The sequence below is a fragment of the Hymenobacter siberiensis genome (assembly GCF_018967845.1).
GTDB classification, from domain to species: Bacteria; Bacteroidota; Bacteroidia; order Cytophagales; family Hymenobacteraceae; genus Hymenobacter; species Hymenobacter siberiensis.
Genome location: NZ_JAHLZZ010000001.1, coordinates 3,930,452 through 3,946,420, shown reverse-complemented (window position 1 = coordinate 3,946,420; position 15,969 = coordinate 3,930,452). Strand labels below are relative to the sequence as shown.

General features: G+C 61.0%; 13 protein-coding genes. 7 read left to right on the top strand and 6 right to left on the bottom strand.

The window, feature by feature from the left end; genetic code table 11:
* Positions 1–87: 87 nt before the first annotated feature.
* Positions 88–1,506, bottom strand: a complete 1,419-nt coding sequence (locus KQ661_RS17190; protein WP_216727577.1) for a sugar MFS transporter — start codon at positions 1,504–1,506, stop codon at positions 88–90.
* Between the two features lie 111 nt (positions 1,507–1,617).
* Between KQ661_RS17190 and KQ661_RS17185 the strand changes: the two genes are divergently transcribed.
* From KQ661_RS17185 to KQ661_RS17165, 5 genes are all read left to right on the top strand, one after another.
* Entirely contained in the window at positions 1,618–2,799 is a 1,182-nt protein-coding gene (locus tag KQ661_RS17185) for a THUMP domain-containing class I SAM-dependent RNA methyltransferase (protein WP_226915621.1), read from the top strand.
* A 182-nt stretch (positions 2,800–2,981) separates the two neighbouring features.
* Positions 2,982–3,326: an endonuclease domain-containing protein gene (locus KQ661_RS17180; protein ID WP_216726565.1), complete on the top strand. Its 345-nt coding sequence runs from the start codon at positions 2,982–2,984 to the stop codon at positions 3,324–3,326.
* 135 nt (positions 3,327–3,461) lie between these two features.
* On the top strand, positions 3,462–5,684 hold the full coding sequence (gene recQ / locus KQ661_RS17175; protein ID WP_216727576.1) for a DNA helicase RecQ: 2,223 nt from the start codon (positions 3,462–3,464) through the stop codon (positions 5,682–5,684).
* 289 nt (positions 5,685–5,973) lie between these two features.
* Entirely contained in the window at positions 5,974–6,810 is an 837-nt protein-coding gene (locus KQ661_RS17170; RefSeq protein ID WP_216689479.1) for a LexA family transcriptional regulator, read from the top strand.
* A 113-nt stretch (positions 6,811–6,923) separates the two neighbouring features.
* Entirely contained in the window at positions 6,924–7,667 is a 744-nt protein-coding gene (locus KQ661_RS17165; protein WP_235727003.1) for a pirin family protein, read from the top strand.
* Between the two features lie 101 nt (positions 7,668–7,768).
* Here the strand turns inward: KQ661_RS17165 and KQ661_RS17160 are convergent, their stop codons facing one another.
* The gene (locus tag KQ661_RS17160) at positions 7,769–8,674 is read right to left on the bottom strand and encodes a hypothetical protein (protein ID WP_216689476.1); all 906 of its coding nucleotides are present in this window, start codon (positions 8,672–8,674) and stop codon (positions 7,769–7,771) included.
* 212 nt (positions 8,675–8,886) lie between these two features.
* Between KQ661_RS17160 and KQ661_RS17155 the strand changes: the two genes are divergently transcribed.
* Complete coding sequence (locus KQ661_RS17155; RefSeq protein ID WP_216727575.1) at positions 8,887–9,885, top strand: fasciclin domain-containing protein; 999 nt, start codon at positions 8,887–8,889, stop codon at positions 9,883–9,885.
* Between the two features lie 54 nt (positions 9,886–9,939).
* Entirely contained in the window at positions 9,940–11,538 is a 1,599-nt protein-coding gene (locus KQ661_RS17150) for an alpha/beta hydrolase (protein WP_216727574.1), read from the top strand.
* A gap of 75 nt (positions 11,539–11,613) precedes the next feature.
* On the opposite strand, the gene KQ661_RS17145 is transcribed toward KQ661_RS17150, so the two are convergent.
* From KQ661_RS17145 to KQ661_RS17130, 4 genes are all read right to left on the bottom strand, one after another.
* Positions 11,614–12,552 carry a M90 family metallopeptidase gene (locus KQ661_RS17145; RefSeq protein ID WP_216727573.1) on the bottom strand — a complete coding sequence of 313 codons (939 nt, stop codon included), beginning with the start codon at positions 12,550–12,552 and terminating at the stop codon, positions 11,614–11,616.
* A gap of 36 nt (positions 12,553–12,588) precedes the next feature.
* Positions 12,589–13,947, bottom strand: coding sequence for a hypothetical protein (locus KQ661_RS17140; protein ID WP_216726560.1), 1,359 nt, complete (start codon positions 13,945–13,947; stop codon positions 12,589–12,591).
* A 182-nt stretch (positions 13,948–14,129) separates the two neighbouring features.
* On the bottom strand, positions 14,130–14,288 hold the full coding sequence (locus tag KQ661_RS22305) for a hypothetical protein (protein ID WP_216726559.1): 159 nt from the start codon (positions 14,286–14,288) through the stop codon (positions 14,130–14,132).
* A 161-nt stretch (positions 14,289–14,449) separates the two neighbouring features.
* Complete coding sequence (locus KQ661_RS17130; protein ID WP_216689464.1) at positions 14,450–15,901, bottom strand: DEAD/DEAH box helicase; 1,452 nt, start codon at positions 15,899–15,901, stop codon at positions 14,450–14,452.
* Positions 15,902–15,969 lie beyond the last annotated feature (68 nt).

Below are 15,969 nucleotides of genomic sequence, written 5' to 3'. Positions count from 1 at the left end.
CCGGTAAATTTACGGACCACGGCGCAATCTACGGCCAACCTCAGCTCCTGGTTTGAAAGCCCCATTCATCTCGCTGCGTCGCTCGCTCTACCGTACTCGGTAGCCGCTCACGGCATAAAACAACAGGTATAGGTAGCACAATGCTGGCACTACAAACGCCACCCGCAGGCCGCCGCCATGCGTAGCCAGCCAGCCCATGAGGAGCGAAATCACGGCCCCGCCCACAATACCCATAATCAAATAAGACGAGCCCTGCTTGGTGAAGGGCCCAAGCCCTTTGATAGCAAGCGGGAAGATAACAGGCCACATAATGGAGTTCATCAGCCCACAGAGCACGATGAGCCACAGGGCAGTTTCGCCGTGCAGGGCAATAGAGCCCATCACCAGTAGGGCACCGGTAGTACACACGCCTACCAGCAGGGGGCGGTCGGGGTAGCGACGCAACAATGGGATGCCGGCTATGCGGCCTACCATCGTGCCAAACCAGTAGGATGCGACCATTACCGCCCCCACGGCAGCCGTGAAACCGTGGGCTGTATCGATGGGTAGCGGGCGCTGGCCAATGACAAGAAGGCCGAAATTGGTGATAGCATTGAGCTTCTGTACCAGCAACTGCGTGAAAGGGCTCAGCTGCAGAATGTGCTGCGCCTGGCCATAGCGAATCAGAAAATCGCCAAGTCCTACTTCGACGCCCACGTACAGGAAAATGGCTCCAATACCTAGCACAAGGTGCCGAAAATCGAGCGCGGAGCGTCGCCCCACGAGTAGGGCCGATTCGTCGGCACTGGCTTCCTCATCGGCCGGAATGCTTTCGATTCTAGGCAGCCGCACCATAAAAAACAGAACGGCCAGGGCCGCTAAAAAAGCGGCCAGACCTAGGTAAGGCATTTTTACCAATGCCGCCTCCTGCGCTAGGCGCTGAGCAGCGGGTAGGGCCGCCAACTGCTGCTTGAGAAGTGAGGCGCTACCAAACAGTAGCAACCCGCCTACCAACGGCGAAAGCGTGCCGCCTAATCCATTGGCGACGCCCACAATGCTGACACGGCTGGCCGCTTCGCGCGAAGGGCCTAGTACCGAAACGTAGGGGTTGGCTGCTACTTGCAACAGCGTGACCCCTGCGCCGAGCAGACTTAGGCCGGCCAGAAATAAGCTGAACGCCTGAGTGTTGGCTGCTGGTACGAAAACTAATGCGCCGGCTGCCATCACCAGCAGCCCCAGCACAATGCCCCGCTGGTAGCCGATTCGATTGAGAACCCAGCCTGCCGGCAGCGACATCAAGAAATAAGCGGCAAAAAAAGCCGAGGGTACCAGCGACGACTCAAAATCGCTCAACTGGCACACATCCTTGAGATAAGGCATCAGCACCCCATTAAAATTGGTGACGGCCCCGAACAGGAAGAACAGGGTAGTCATCAGCACCATGGGGCCGGCGTAGGAGCGAGCGGGCGCGGCGGTGCTGATGGTGGGAGCGGAGGAAGGGGCGAGGGCCATAGGAGCGTAGCGCATGCTTTAGCCTGCGCCCAGTGGGAATGTGACGGGTTTGATGGCGCAAGCTAAAGCATGCGCTACACTTTCTGCCGACCTTTGCGGCCGCGGACTAAAAGTCTGCGCTACTTTATGCACCTCACCGCCACCACCCAGTTCGGCCTGGAAGAACTGCTCGCCGACGAGCTTTACGCCCTCGGGGCCGACATCACCCACGTAGGCAGCCGCGCCGTCGAGTTCATCGGCGACCACCGCCTGCTCTACGAAGTGGCCCTTTGGAGCCGTCTCTCCATGCGCCTGCTGCGGCCCTTCGCTGCCTTTCATGCCGCCGATGAAAAGGGGCTGTACCGCGAAGTAAGCCGCATCGACTGGCAGGATTTCATCGGCCCCGGCCAGACCTTCGCCATCACGCCCGTGGTGAACCGCTCCACCTTCGAGCACTCGCTCTTCGTGGCCCAGCTCACCAAGGATGCCATCGTGGACCAGTTCCGGGCCCGCACCGGCGAGCGGCCCAGCGTGGACACCCGCCAGCCCGATATCCGCCTGCACCTGCGCATGACGGAGAACGAAGTCATCCTCAGCCTCGACGCGGCCGGCGACTCGCTGCACCGCCGCGGCTACCGCCAGCACACCAACGAGGCCCCGCTGAACGAGGTGCTGGCCGCCGGCCTGGTCCTGCTCTCGGGCTGGGATGGCAAGCAGCCGCTCATCGACCCCATGTGCGGCTCGGCCACCATCCTCACCGAGGCGGGCCTCATCAGCCAGCGCATCGCGCCCGGCCTGTTCCACCAGGGCAAGTTTGGCTTCGAAAACTGGTACGACTTCGACCCCGAGCTCTGGAACCAGGTGCGCGAAGAAGCCAAAGCCCAGCGCTTGGAGGAGCCGCAAGCCTATCTCGCCGGTTCCGACCTCGACCCCCGCGTCATCGACATGGCCGCCGCCAACATCACCGCCGCCGGCCTGGAAGACTACATTAAACTGTCGGTGCGCGACGTGAAGGATGCCGTGGTCCCGGCCAAGGAGGAGCCCGGCATCGTGCTGATGAACCCGCCCTATGGCGAGCGAATAGGGGAGGAGGCCGAAATGACGGCGCTGTATAAGACGATTGGCGATTCGCTGAAGACGAATTTTCAGGGGTACAATGCGTTTGTGTTCACCGGGAATCTGGAGGCGGCGAAGAGCATCGGGCTGAAGCCGGCGCGGCGCGTGCCGCTGTTTAATGGGCCGATTGATTGCCGGCTGCTGAAGTATGAGCTGTACCGGGGGTCGAAGCGGGAGCCGCGGGCGGCGCAGCCAGAAAACCTCACCCCCTGACCCCCTCTCCAAAAAAGAGGGGCACCGGCATTGCTCGGATGTAAATTTTGATGAATTTTTGAATTGAGCTTTCAGCCTTTTTAAGGCTGAAAGCTCAAAATCAGGGCAGGTCCGGTACCCCCTCTTTTTTGGAGAGGGGGTCAGGGGGTGAGGTTGACGTCAGGCGGTACTACCTTACCCGTATGGAAACCCCGCCCAAACTCAGCGGCCCGCAGGAACACATTTACACCACCGACCCCCATACTTGGGACAAGCGGCTAAAGGCCTACGCCCGCGAAAACCGCAAAGCCCCCACGCCCGCCGAAAATCTGCTCTGGCAGCAACTGCGCGGCAATAAGATAGGTGCCAAATTCCGCCGCCAGCACGCCATCGACTTTTTTATCGTCGATTTCATCTGCGTGGCTGCCAAGCTCACCATCGAGCTCGATGGCGAAATTCACGCCGCTCCCGAGAACGCTGAATACGACCTCGGCCGTACCTTCACGCTAACTGAATTAGGCTACCGCGAACTGCGTTTCACCAACTAGCAAGTGCTAACCAGCTTAGACGCAGTCTTAGCCCAAATTACTAAATTCCTAAAAGACAACCTTATAGAACGACCGTCTGACTCCCCCTCTTTTTTGGAGAGGGGGCCGGGGGGTGAGGTGACCCGCTCGAACAACATGCCCGAATTAGCCCCCGCTCCGCCCCTCGCCGCCGCCCGCCAGGCCCTGAAACGGTACTACGGCTACGACAATTTCCGCCCCATGCAGGGCGACATCATCGAGCACATTCTGGCCGGTAAAGACACCGTGGTGCTCATGCCCACCGGCGGCGGCAAGTCGGTCTGCTTCCAGATTCCGGCCGTCGTTTCCGAGGGCACCTGCATCGTCGTATCTCCCCTCATCGCGCTGATGAAGGACCAGGTGGAAGCCCTGAAAGCCAACGGCATCGCGGCCGCCTACATCAACAGCAGCGTCGGCCAGAACGAGGCCAATGACATTGCCCGCGCCGCCACCGGCGGCTACCTCAAGCTGCTCTACGTGAGCCCCGAAAAACTGCTGAGCGAGGGCTTTATGCAGTTCCTGAACCGCATCAATATCAGCCTCTTCGCCATCGATGAGGCACACTGTATCTCAAGCTGGGGCCACGATTTCCGACCCGAGTACACCAAGCTGGGAACCCTGCGCACGCACTTTCCCAACACGCCCATCATCGCCCTCACGGCCACGGCCGACCGTCTCACCAAGCGTGACATCATCACCCAACTCAACCTGCGTGAGCCTCGGGTGTTCTTATCGAGCTTTGACCGGCCCAACATCAACCTCAACGTGCGGCCGGGCCAGGACCGGGTGGGCTCGGTCATCGATTACATCGGCCGCCACCCGCAGGACCCCGGCATTATCTACTGCCTCTCGCGCAAGACCTGCGAAACCATCTCGGCCAAGCTCGTCGCCAAGGGCATCAAGGCGGCGCACTACCACGCCGGCCTCACGCCTTTGCAGCGCGGCAAGGCCCAGGAGGCTTTTTTGCAGGATGATATTCAGGTGATTGTGGCTACCATCGCCTTCGGCATGGGCATCGACAAAAGCAACGTGCGCTGGGTGATGCACTACAATCTGCCCAAAAACATCGAGGGCTACTACCAGGAAATCGGCCGGGCCGGGCGCGACGGCGCCCCCAGCACCGCCATCCTGTTTTACAGCTTCGCCGACGTGATGCAGATGCGCGAGATGGTGACCAAGGATGTGCCCGCGCGTCAGGCCCAGCTCAACACCGCCAAGCTCGAGCGCATGCAGCAGTTTGCCGAAGCCGCCAGCTGCCGCCGCAAAATTCTGCTCAACTACTTCTCCGAAACCCTGCCCCAGGACTGTGGCAACTGCGACATCTGCCGCAACCCGCCCACCACCTTCGACGGCACGCTCATTGCCCAGAAAGCCCTGTCGGCCGTGTTCCGCAGCCGGGAGAAAGTCGCTATCAATCTGCTGATTGACATTCTGCGCGGCATGCGCAACCAAGCCGTGCTGCAAGGCGGCTACGACCAGATAAAAACCTACGGCGCGGGCTCCGACCTGCCCTACCTCGACTGGTACAGCTACGTGCACCAGATGCTGAACGACGGCCTGTTCTACATTGCCTACGAGGAAGGCTACGCCCTGAAAATCACCGAGCGCGGCCACGAAGTATTGAAGGGCCAGCTCGCCCTGCCGCTCAAGAAGTTTCAGGTGGCCGAGAAGGCCGAGAAGACCACCCGCGCCGGCAAAAAAGCCGCCAACGCCGTCGCCACTGCCGCCTTCGGCACCCCCGAAGCGCAGCTGTTCGACAAGCTCCGCAAGCTGCGCAAGCAGATTGCCGACGAGCAGGGCGTGCCGCCCTACGTGGTGTTCTCCGATGCCACGCTGCAGGAAATGGCCGCCGAGCGCCCCGTCAACCGCGTGGGCATGCTGGGTATTTCGGGCGTGGGCATGAAGAAGTTCGAGACCTACGGCGAGAGCTTCATTCGCCTCATTCTGGAAGATGGCGGCGGGGCCGTACCCTCCGATTCCGACAACATGTTCAGCGAGCCGCGCCCCCGTATTGCCGTGGCCGAAAAGCCCGTGAGCGACTCCGAGGATGCCACCATCCAGTTCCACCAGATTGGCCTCACCCCCGAGGACATTTCCGAGCGCCGCGGCCTGGCCCTGAGCACCGTGAAAACCCATCTCTACAACGCCTACGCCAAAGGCCGCGAGCTGCGCATCCACGACTTCACCACTGATGCCGAGCTGGCCGAAATCTTCACCGCCCGCGCCCAGCTCGGCGGCGACCCCACGCTGCGCGACCTGTTCGACCACCTGCGCGAGAAATACGACTACTTTCAGCTACGCATGGCCGCGCTGTATCACAGGCGTTTGCGCGGCCAGTAAAGTGAGGTAAGCTTTCGCTTGCCGTTTGAATTCAGGTCGTTATCAGAGCTCAAAAAGCCTGATAAATCAACCACATAAAATCTGCGAACCTCCGCGTTACCCTCGGCGAACCTCCGCGAGAAAAAGCAAAGGCGGGGAATTGGGAGCCGAAAGACAAATTGCTCGACGCTAAAGTGGTGGGCAGAAATTTATTAGCTAAGTGAATTAGTAACTTCGCACTTGCGTTGCTAACTTCACCAGCCGAATCCGCGTTGAATCCAACGCCACTCCCGGCTGCCGCCTCCCACCGATGATAAATACCAACCTCAAGTTTTGCCGGCGCGAGCTCGCCCTCACGCAGGCCCAGATGGCCGAAAAGCTCGGCATCAAACGTTCCCTGGTGGGTGCCTACGAAGAAGGCCGCGCCGAGCCCCGCCTCGCTACGCTCGTCAACATGGCCCGCCTATTCGGCATCACGCTCGACCAGCTCGTAACCACCGATTTCAGCAAGAAGAAGAACACCAAAATTATCGGTTCGTTGCCCGCGCCCGACCCCAACGCGCTCGATTCTGATTCCGCCGACGATAACCCCGAGCCGCCTACGCCGGCGGCTGGCGGCCGGCTCCGCGTGCTGGCCTTCACCGTGGATAAGGACCAGAACGAGAACATCGAGCTGGTGCCCCAGAAAGCCGCTGCCGGCTACCTCAACGGCTACGCCGACCGCGAATACCTGGAGGTGCTGCCCAAATTCCGCCTGCCCATGCTCTCGCAAACGGGCACGTACCGCGCCTTCGAAATTGCCGGCGACTCGATGCTGCCCATCGCCAGCGGCACCGTTATCGTGGGGCGCTACGTAGAAGAATGGGCCAGCATTAAGGATGGCACGCCCTGCATCGTGGTGAGTTCGCGCGACGGCATCGTGTTCAAGCGCGTGTTTAATAAGATGCGCTCCGGGGCCATGTTCGTGCTCCACTCCGACAACCCGAATTTCTCGCCCTATGACGTGAAGGCCGACGACGTGCTCGAAATCTGGGAGGCTAAAAGCTACATCAGCAGCACGTTCCCCATTGCCGAGCTCTCGCTGGAGCGTGTGGCCAGCCTCGTGCTCGACCTGCAGCAGCAGGTAGCCCTGCTGCGCAAAGCGTAGCCTGAAACTGCTTCCTTAAATAAGGTCATAAATCCCTTTCGACTTTCGGAGGGGATTTGCTGTGCGGGGCAAGGCCAACTTCCGGCCCGGCCTGCGCGTATGGTAGGCACGCCATGTCCTCTCGCTCTCACGCTATGCTCAAGTACATTTCCGCCGCCGACCGTCACCATGCTGCTCCCGCTGCCTGGCTCAGTAGCTACTTTCTGTTTTCGTTCGCCGATTATTTCGACCGCGCCAATATGCACTTCGGGCCGTTGCGCGTGTTCAATGATGACAGCGTGGCCGCCCAGTCGGGCTTTCCGCAGCATCCGCACTCGGAAATGGAAATCGTGACGCTGATGCTCGACGGCGAAATCACGCACCAGGACACGATGGGCAACAAAACGACCATCAAGGCGGGCGAAGTACAGCGCATGACCGCCGGGACCGGCCTGGCCCATTCCGAGTTTAACCGTCAGGATACCCCCCTGCATCTCTACCAACTGTGGTTCATCCCCAGCCAGAAGGGCCTGGCCCCCAGCTACGAGCAGAAAGACCTGGGCTTCACCAGCGGCAACAAGAACCAGCTGGTGCCCCTCGTAACCGGCCAGAAAGTGCTGGAAGACGTGGTGTACATGAATTCCAACAGCACGGTTTACTGGTCAAATCTGGACGAGGGTGAGGAAATTGAGTTCAAAACTTTCCCCATTCGCCTCACCTTCATTTACGTGAAGCAGGGCTCCATTTTCGTAAACGGCACCGAGCTCGGCCCCAACGACCAGGCCCGCATGACCGACGACGACGTGGTGCAGATTCGCGCCGCCAAAGACGCGCAGTTTATCCTGATTGACCTGCCTTCGTCAGAATCGAATTATTAAGATTTAAGCCACAAGCCACAAGCTCCAGGCTGCAAGCCTTTTCCGAAACAACGGAGAAAGCTTGCAGCCTGGAGCTTGTGGCTTAATAAAAGCTGATTAACCTAGAAGTTATACGTGATACCGGCCGAGTAGCCGGTGGCCTTGCCAATGTTGCGGCCGGCCACGTAGGTATTGGCCCCCAGCGTCAGGCCGAAGCCGTTGGTGATGGGCCGGTAGGCGCTGGCGCCCAGGCGGAGATAATTGACGCGCGTGGAGGGAAAAAAGCCGTTGAAGCCCTGGGCGGCAATGTCGGTGCCGCCGTTCGATTCCTGGAAAGAGGCATTGCCTTCGAGGTAGATTTTGGGGCCTGCGTAGCCCAGCTTGGCCTCGCCCACGAGGGCATCGGGCACGGAGCCGGTGCGCAGGCTGTAGCCCACCTGGGCCGTGGCAAACACGCCCGAGCTGGTTTTGAGGTGCGCCACGCCGGAGGCCGTGTACTTGGTGGCCCGGTTGCCGATGGCGATGATGTAGCCGTAGCCGGTGTTGCTCTGGTAGTCGCTCACCGGGGTGCTGAAGCTGACCACGCCCAGCAGGTCGAGGATGCTGCTGCCAATTTCGCGGGTGTAGGATTTGAACTTGAGTAGGGCGGTAACGTCCTGCAGGCCCTGGCGCACGTTGGTGTAGCCCTGCGTGGAGTAGTAGGAGTTCAGGCCATCGATTACCCCCTCCGCAGCGCGGCCTTTCGACTGAATGTAGGGCAGGCTGATAACGGCGTCAATCTTGTCGGATAGGCCATAGGTGCCGTAGAGATTGAGCGAATTGACGCGTACCTCCTGAAAAACCGGCACGCCCGATATTTTTTCGGGGGCTAGGTACACATCGGTATAGCGCTCGGCCGTGCCCGACACTACCACCGAGCCGTGGCCCTTGCCCGCCATAAAACCACTCACCAGGCTCTGCCCCCGAGCAGTGGTAGCCACGCCGGTAAGTAAAAAAACACCACAAAACAGCTTGGAAAAATTTTGCATAAAAACAATAAATAAGAAACTACTATTAGGGGTAGCCTGGCTGGGTATGGCCAAACAAAAACAGCTCATTTAGTCTATTCTGATGCAATTTACGGGTGTGTTTAATGGAACAGATTTACCTTAGCGCAATCCGATGGCTTTATGAAATCATTTATATTCAGCAATTTGAGTTGAATGAACTTGTTAGCACGATAAAAACAATAATTTACCCGATGAAAAAATATCTTCCCATTAAAGCCGGTTTGCTGGCATTGGGCCTTTTAGCCATGAATGGCTGCGCCAAGAATAAAGAGGTTGACCCTTCCATCACCAATATTGCGGTTACCAATCCCGATTTTCAGGAACTGGAAGATGCTGCTATTCGTGGCAACGTGGCCGTGCTGCTCGGCAACAAAAACGAAGACCCGGCCAGCGGCGGAAAGTTCACGGTGTTTGCGCCCACTAATGCCGCTTTCAGCCGCCTCGGCCTCAACACGGCCCAGGACCTGGGAGCGTTGCAGCAGTCCTTTTTGCAGAGCACCCTCTATTACCACGTCTTCAGCGGGACGCTGGCGGGCAGCGCGCTCACGGCGGGCAGCACGTCTGGTTCGGCGCTGGGTGTCACGCGGCGCATTATCCGGCGGGCCGATGGTACGCTATATGTCAACGGCTCCAAAATTCTGGGTACCGATGTGAAGGCGGCCAACGGCCTGATTCACCCCATCGACAAGGTGCTGCTGGCTACGGGTGTCGATATCCTTAATTCGGCGTTGGCCCTGCAAAGCAGCAAGGTTTTCGTGAAGCCGGAGCTGACTTTTCTCGTTGAAGCCGTGGTATATTGCAACTTGCAGGGGGCCCTCACGGGGTCGCCCGGTAGCGCGCCGCTCACCGTATTTGCGCCCACCGACCAGGCGTTTAAAGACCTTGGCGTGCTGCTGGGCGTACCGCTGAATCAGCCCAGCGACATCCGCAAGCTGCCTGTGGCTACCGTGACGGCAGTGCTGCTCAACCACGTAGTTGGGGGTGCGCAGGGCGGGAAATTCACGCCCGAATTACCCGAAAACACTTCGGTGGCCTCGGCTGGTGGCGCACCGGTGGTGCTGGGAGGCTTCCAGAGCGGTGTGCTTACCGTGAAAGGTGCCAGCAACACGGTACCCGCTAACATGGTGATTCCGGACGTGCAGTGCACCAACGGCGTGGTACACGTGATTGACCGCGTGCTGCTGCCATAAGTAGCTGATAAGCATGGTTTTATTGCTTCGGCCATGAGTTTGCCTTAAATTGATATGATACGGAAGCTGCTCCGCAACGCGGGAAAGGTGGTAATAGGCGTGGGGCTGTGGCCGGCGGCAGTGCTGGGGCAAGCCAGCGCGCCCATCCGTCCCGACTCAGTGGCCCAGCATTCCGCAGCGCCGGTGGCCAGTATGCCCAGCGTTGCCGGCGTTTGGAAGGGGCCGCTGTCAATCCCCGGCGGGACGCTGCCCATCCAAATCAGCATCATTCAGCCGGCGGCCAATAAGCTGATTGCCACCCTTGACCTGCCCGCCAAGCGCCTGAATAAGGTGCCGGCCTCGCTCACGCTGCGGGGCGATACGCTCATCTTCTACGCCGCTACCGTGGATTGCCGCTTTGTGTGCATTCAGGCGGGCGAGGCGGGGCAGGAGCTGCGCGGCATATGGCTACAACCCGGGCTGCGCGTGCCGTTGGTGCTGCAGCGCGCCGACCCCAACGGTGCCGGCACAGTAGCCGTGGAAAAAACCGCAGCCGTGAAGGCGACCACCTACCACATTGAAACCGTGCACCTGACCAGCCAGCCGGGCAACGTGGCCCTGGCCGGCACCCTCAGCATTCCGGACGGGGCCGGGCCGTTTCCGGCCGCCGTGCTGCTCACCGATATGGGCAGCCAGGACCGTGACTCGCGCCAGGGCAGCTACCGCTTCTTTGCCGATATCGCCGCTACGCTGGCCCGCCAGGGTATTGCTGTGCTGCGGCTCGACGACCGGGGCGTGGGCGAGTCGGGTGGCAACGGCCCGCTGGCGACCACCGCCGACCTGGTGCGCGATGCGCAGGCGGGCCTCGGCTACCTGCGCATCCGGCCGAGCATCGACCCGGCGCGCACCGGCCTCATCGGCCACGGCGAGGGCGGTAATGTGGCCCTGCTGGCGGCGGCCCAGCCCGTGCCCCCCGGCTTTGTGGTGGCGCTGGCGGCATCTGGCCTGGTGGGACTGGACCTGCTGGCCAGCCAGCCCGAACCGCTGAGCGCCGCCGACACGGCCCGCACTGGCGAGGCCCGCCGCCAGGCCTGGGCCGAGGTGTTGGCCAAGGCCGCCAAGCTGCGGGCCAGTGGCTCTAACTCAGCCCAGGTCGAAACCTACGTGGCGCAGCAGCGCCTCAAAATCAAAAGCGAAGAGCGTAAGCAGGCGGAAGCAACCCTCAAATTTCGGCGAACCATGCTGGAAATTGTGCGCCAAACGGCCAGCAACGACCAGGCGCAGGCCATCGTGGTAAACATGCTGCACCAGCGCTACCCCAACCAGGACCCCGCCCTGGCCCGCGCCCGCGCCACCGACTTGCTTACGCCCTGGTACCGCTATTACCTGAAATTCGACCCCCAGCCCGGCCTGGCCGATGTGCAGTGCCCCGTGCTACTGCTTAATGGCACCGACGATGCTGAGGTGAATGCCGCTACCAACCTGACCGCCCTCGAAAAAGGCCTTAAAGGGAATAAGCGCGTCAGCGCCCGCCGGCTGCCGGGCCTCAACCACTGGTTTCAAACCCCCGCCGCCGAGAGCATTGCCGCCGCCGATGGCACGGTGGAGTCCGTGGTTGCTCCGGTGCTGCTGACTGCGGTGCGTGATTGGGTATTGCAGCAGGGGAGCCGGTAGCGGCAGGTCAGGATAAATCAAAGCAGTCCGTCATGCTGAGCGCCATCGAAGCATGACGGACTGCTTGATAGGTGTTTATACCGGCTGCACCGCCAGGTGGCAGTCCTTGTATTTCCGGCCACTGCCGCAGGGGCAGGGCGTGTTGCGGCCAAATTTGCGGCTGCTGCGCAGGATTTTTATCCACTCGCGCGGGTCGGTGGCGAAGCGGAGGAAGCGTTGTTTGGGTTTTTGGCGGAAGGCCTGGGTGAGCAGCTGATAGAGTTCGGGGTGGTGCTCCTGCAGCTTCTCGGGCTTCTCAAAGAAGTACTCGGTGACGACGGCGAAGAACTCGGCCTCGTTGGTGGCGGCGTAGGGGTTGATTTCTGATTTGCCGGCCTGAATGGCCGCGATTTCGCGTTGCACCACGGCCGCCCACTGGGGCAGCAAATCGGGGGGCATGGCGACTTTGGGCAGGCCGTCAATCACGCCGTCTGCTTCATCGAGCAGGTGCGCAAATTCGTGGATGCCCACGTTCTGGCGGTCCACCGCGTCGCGGAAGCCCTGTTCGAGAGACGCTTTGGAAAGGCGCATGTAGTGCTGGTTCTGGAAGCCCTGCACCGAGCCGAGCAGCGTGCCCTGCAAGGTTTTGATTTCCCTGGTAGGGTCGTTTTGCAGCTGCCAGGCATCGGGCACGATGAGAACTTCGCTCAGATTGCGGTACTCCCAATCGGGAAACCCAAACACGGGGATGAGGGCCGAGGCGGCCACTAGCAGGCGCGTGTTGTCGTCCACTTCCGTCTGTACGCCGGTGATGCGGGTGCGGGCCAGGAAAACCTGCGTCTGCTTTTCAAACCGGGCTTTTTCGGCATCCGTCAGGGCCACGTAGAAGGCGACCTGCTCGAATAGAATCTGCCGCCAGGCGGCCGGAAATTCCTGGGCCAGCGCGGCCGTGCGGAGGCGCGAGTCGGCAGTGGCGTATTGGTAAAACGCGTACAGAATGGCCACCAATACGGCCAGAGAAATGAGGTAGGGCATGGCCCGGTTTAACGGGAATGAGTCCGCTAAGTTGGCTCAGGGCTGTGCCGGTGCTGTTTTGGCCATTTCCTTGTCGGGGTTATGCCCTAAGCGGTAGGCCAAGCCCAGCCGCAGGGCAAAGTTGCTGCCGAAAAACATGCCTGAGAAAAAGGAGCTAATGCTAGTGCCGCCAACCGCATTCTGGTTGCTACGGGCTTCGCGGCTATCGGCATACATCTGCCCATCGATGGTTGCGGTGAGGCGGTTGGCCCGCCAGCTTAAGTCCACGTTGGGAAAAAAGGTAGGCCTTGCATAGTTCACATCATACCCCTCCGCAACCGATGGACCCGAAATCACGGTCAGAGTTGGGCTCAGCACCTGGTTCAACTCGTAGCCCAGGCCCAAGATGAGCTGTTGCTCGCGGGGGAGTCGGAAAAAATGCCGAACCCCCAGACGGGCCGTGGCCAGCCACGCCTGGTAGCGGTAATCGGTGAGCACGACCGTGCCGTATTGGTAGACGGATTCCGTTCCCGCTCCCGTGAAACGGCTAAGGCTGATTTCGCCGTAAAGCGCCCCCGTACGGCTAGGCTGCAGCAGCTCGGCATAAAGCCCGGCGTAGAGGTGCGGCTGGCAATCTACGCACGCGCCGGTAGCTGTGCTGATTGGAGCCGTGATGCGTTCGGTGCGGTTGTAGCGCAAACCTGCCAGCAGGCCGCCTTGCAGCGCTACCGGATGCCGCAACTGCGCCGGCACCAGCCAGTTGCGGCCGGGCTGCTGGGCCGGGCTGCAGCTTTGATTATAGATTTGTACTACTTCAGCCAGGCCCTCGGGCGTGAACGGTGCGGTTTGAATGACGGCGAAAGCCGCTGGGCAAGCATCAAAGTACATGCCCAGCAAACCACGGTAGTTATTGCCATCGGTGCGTTTCCAGGCCCCGGTAGGCGATTGGCGTAGATACTGCTGCGCACTCAGGTCCAGTACTGGTTGGTTGGAGCGACCCAGCACTAAAAAATGTGGCCCGCTTAGCCGTCCGACCCGTAGTAGCGAAACCGAACCCTCCACCAGCACTTCCGCCAACAGCGAGTCGACGTGAATATTGGTTGCGTTGCCGCGGTGAATGTACTCGAAACGGCTTTCGGCCGCGTGGTCAATCGGCAGGGCCTCGTAGCGAAAATACCGCCCACCAGTCAGACTAAAGGAGCGCAACTGACGCGGCTTAAATATTTCCGTGGGGCTTTCGGCTGAATGCCGAAACCGAACGGCGGTGGGGGGCTCAACCCAAAAACTGTTTTCGATTTCACCGCGTAGCGTGTCGCCGTTGGCGCGCACCAGCATGCCCGGCTCAAAGGCCTGGGCTTGGGTTTGGAAAGTATAGGATAGCGCGAAGGCCAGCAGGAGTAAAAGTCGTTGCAGCATAAAGGGTAGTTGATGCGGCTGCTAAAGTAGTGGCAAATACGTCGCCAGCTTCTCCCGCAGCAGGGCAATCAACGTGCTGTCGCCAAACGGGTACTTATCTGGAATGCACAGAGTGACCACTGTTTTCCCGTGCAACACCTCTGCAAACTTTTCCCGTAGCCGGTCGGCGTGGCGGCGCTCTATCACGAAGATGATTCCGGCCCAGCCCAGGTGGCCGGCCGTGACGCGCACCCGCGCCCCGGCTCGGTGCCGGCCGAGCGGGCCTCGTAGTGCGGGTGGTCGTCAAAAAGCCGCTCAGCGGTGAGGCTGCGCCACTTGTTCTGGCTGCAGATGAAGCGCATGAGTATGGCTACTGGCTAGTGATGAATAAAAAGAACGTCATGCTGAGCGCAGCCGAAGCATCTCGCGTGTGGTAGTTACTCAATCGTTCAACGAAAGAATTACCATTGCACGCGAGATGCTTCGGCTGCGCTCAGCATGACGTTTAGGGTGACGTTTCAGCCTACCGAATCAGCGCCACTTTTACTTTCTTCCCCTTCACCTTGGCACCCTGCATTCTCGCCAGCACTTCCTCGGCCAGCGCCTCAGGCACGGCCACGAAGCTGTGGTGGTCGAAAACTTCGATGCGGCCCACGGCGTCGCGCTCCAGGCCGCCCACGCTCACGAAGGCCCCGGCGAGGTCGCCCCGGCTGATTTTTTCACTCTTGCCGGCCGATACGTGCAGCGTAACGGTGCTGGGGCGCGGGGCTTTGGGAGCGGCGGCGGGCAGCACCGGCGGACGCAGGCCGGCCCACTGCACGGTGCTGGCGGCGGGCCAGTTTTTGATTTTTTCCTGCTCGAAGGGCGTCACGATGAGGTGGGCGGTGCCCACGGCCCCGGCGCGGGCCGTGCGGCCGGCGCGGTGCTGGAAGGTATCAGTTTCGTGGGGCGGGTCGAACTGCACCACGGTGTCGAGCTCGTTCACGTCGAGGCCGCGTGCGGCTACATCGGTGGCTACCAGAACGGTAGCCGAGCCGTTGCGCAGCTTCATCATGGACTTGTCGCGCTCGGGCTGAAGCATTTTGCCGTGCAGGGCTTCGGCGGCCAGGCCCCGGCCGCGCAGGAAGCGGGTTAGCTCCTCTACCCGGTCGCGGGTGTTGGCAAACACCAGCGACCGGCCGGCGGTGGGCTGGGTGATAAGGTGAAAGAGGGCGGCGGGCTTCTGGTCGGCGGCGCTCACTACGTGGCCGCGCAGCACCAGGCTTTCGGGCAGGGTAGTGGCGTTGGAGCCGCCCACGTTCATCACCCGGGGACGGGTAAGGTATTCGCGCACCAGCGTCAGCACCTTATCGGGCATGGTGGCCGAGAACAGCAGCGTTTGGCGGCGCTGCGGCAGGCGGCTGATAATGGTGGCCATTTCTTCCTGAAAACCCAGCTCCAGCAGCTTGTCGGCCTCGTCCAGCACCAGCACTTTCAGGCGATTGGGCACAATGGTGCGGCGCTCCAGGTGGTCGAGCATGCGGCCGGGCGTGGCCACCACTACGTGGGGCATCTGCTGCAGGCCTTTCACTTCTTCGCGCATGGCGTGGCCGCCGTAGTAGCCGGCCACGCGCAGGTTGGGCATGTGCTTGCCGAGGCTGCGCAAGGCGTCGCGCACCTGCATCACCAGCTCGCGGGCGGGCACCAGCACCAGGGCCTGCATGGTGGCCGAGGTCACATCGACCTGCTGCAGCATGGCCAGGCCGTAGGCAGCGGTTTTACCCGAGCCGGTGGGCGCCTGGCCGGCCACGTCCTGCCCTTCGAGTGCGGGGGCCAGCACCAGCTGCTGCACGGGGGTGGGCTGGGTGAAATTCAGCTCGGCCACGCCAGCCAGCAGGGCGGGGGAGAGGCCGAAATCGGCGAATTGGAGGTTGGGCTTGGTGGTGGGCTGGGCCGGCGAAGCGCCGGCAGCGGCGGAGGTATCAGGAGTTTGCACGGGACAAAGGTACGGCTTGGGTTTTCGGGCCGTCGAAGGGACGATAAAAGAAAAGAACGTCATGCCGA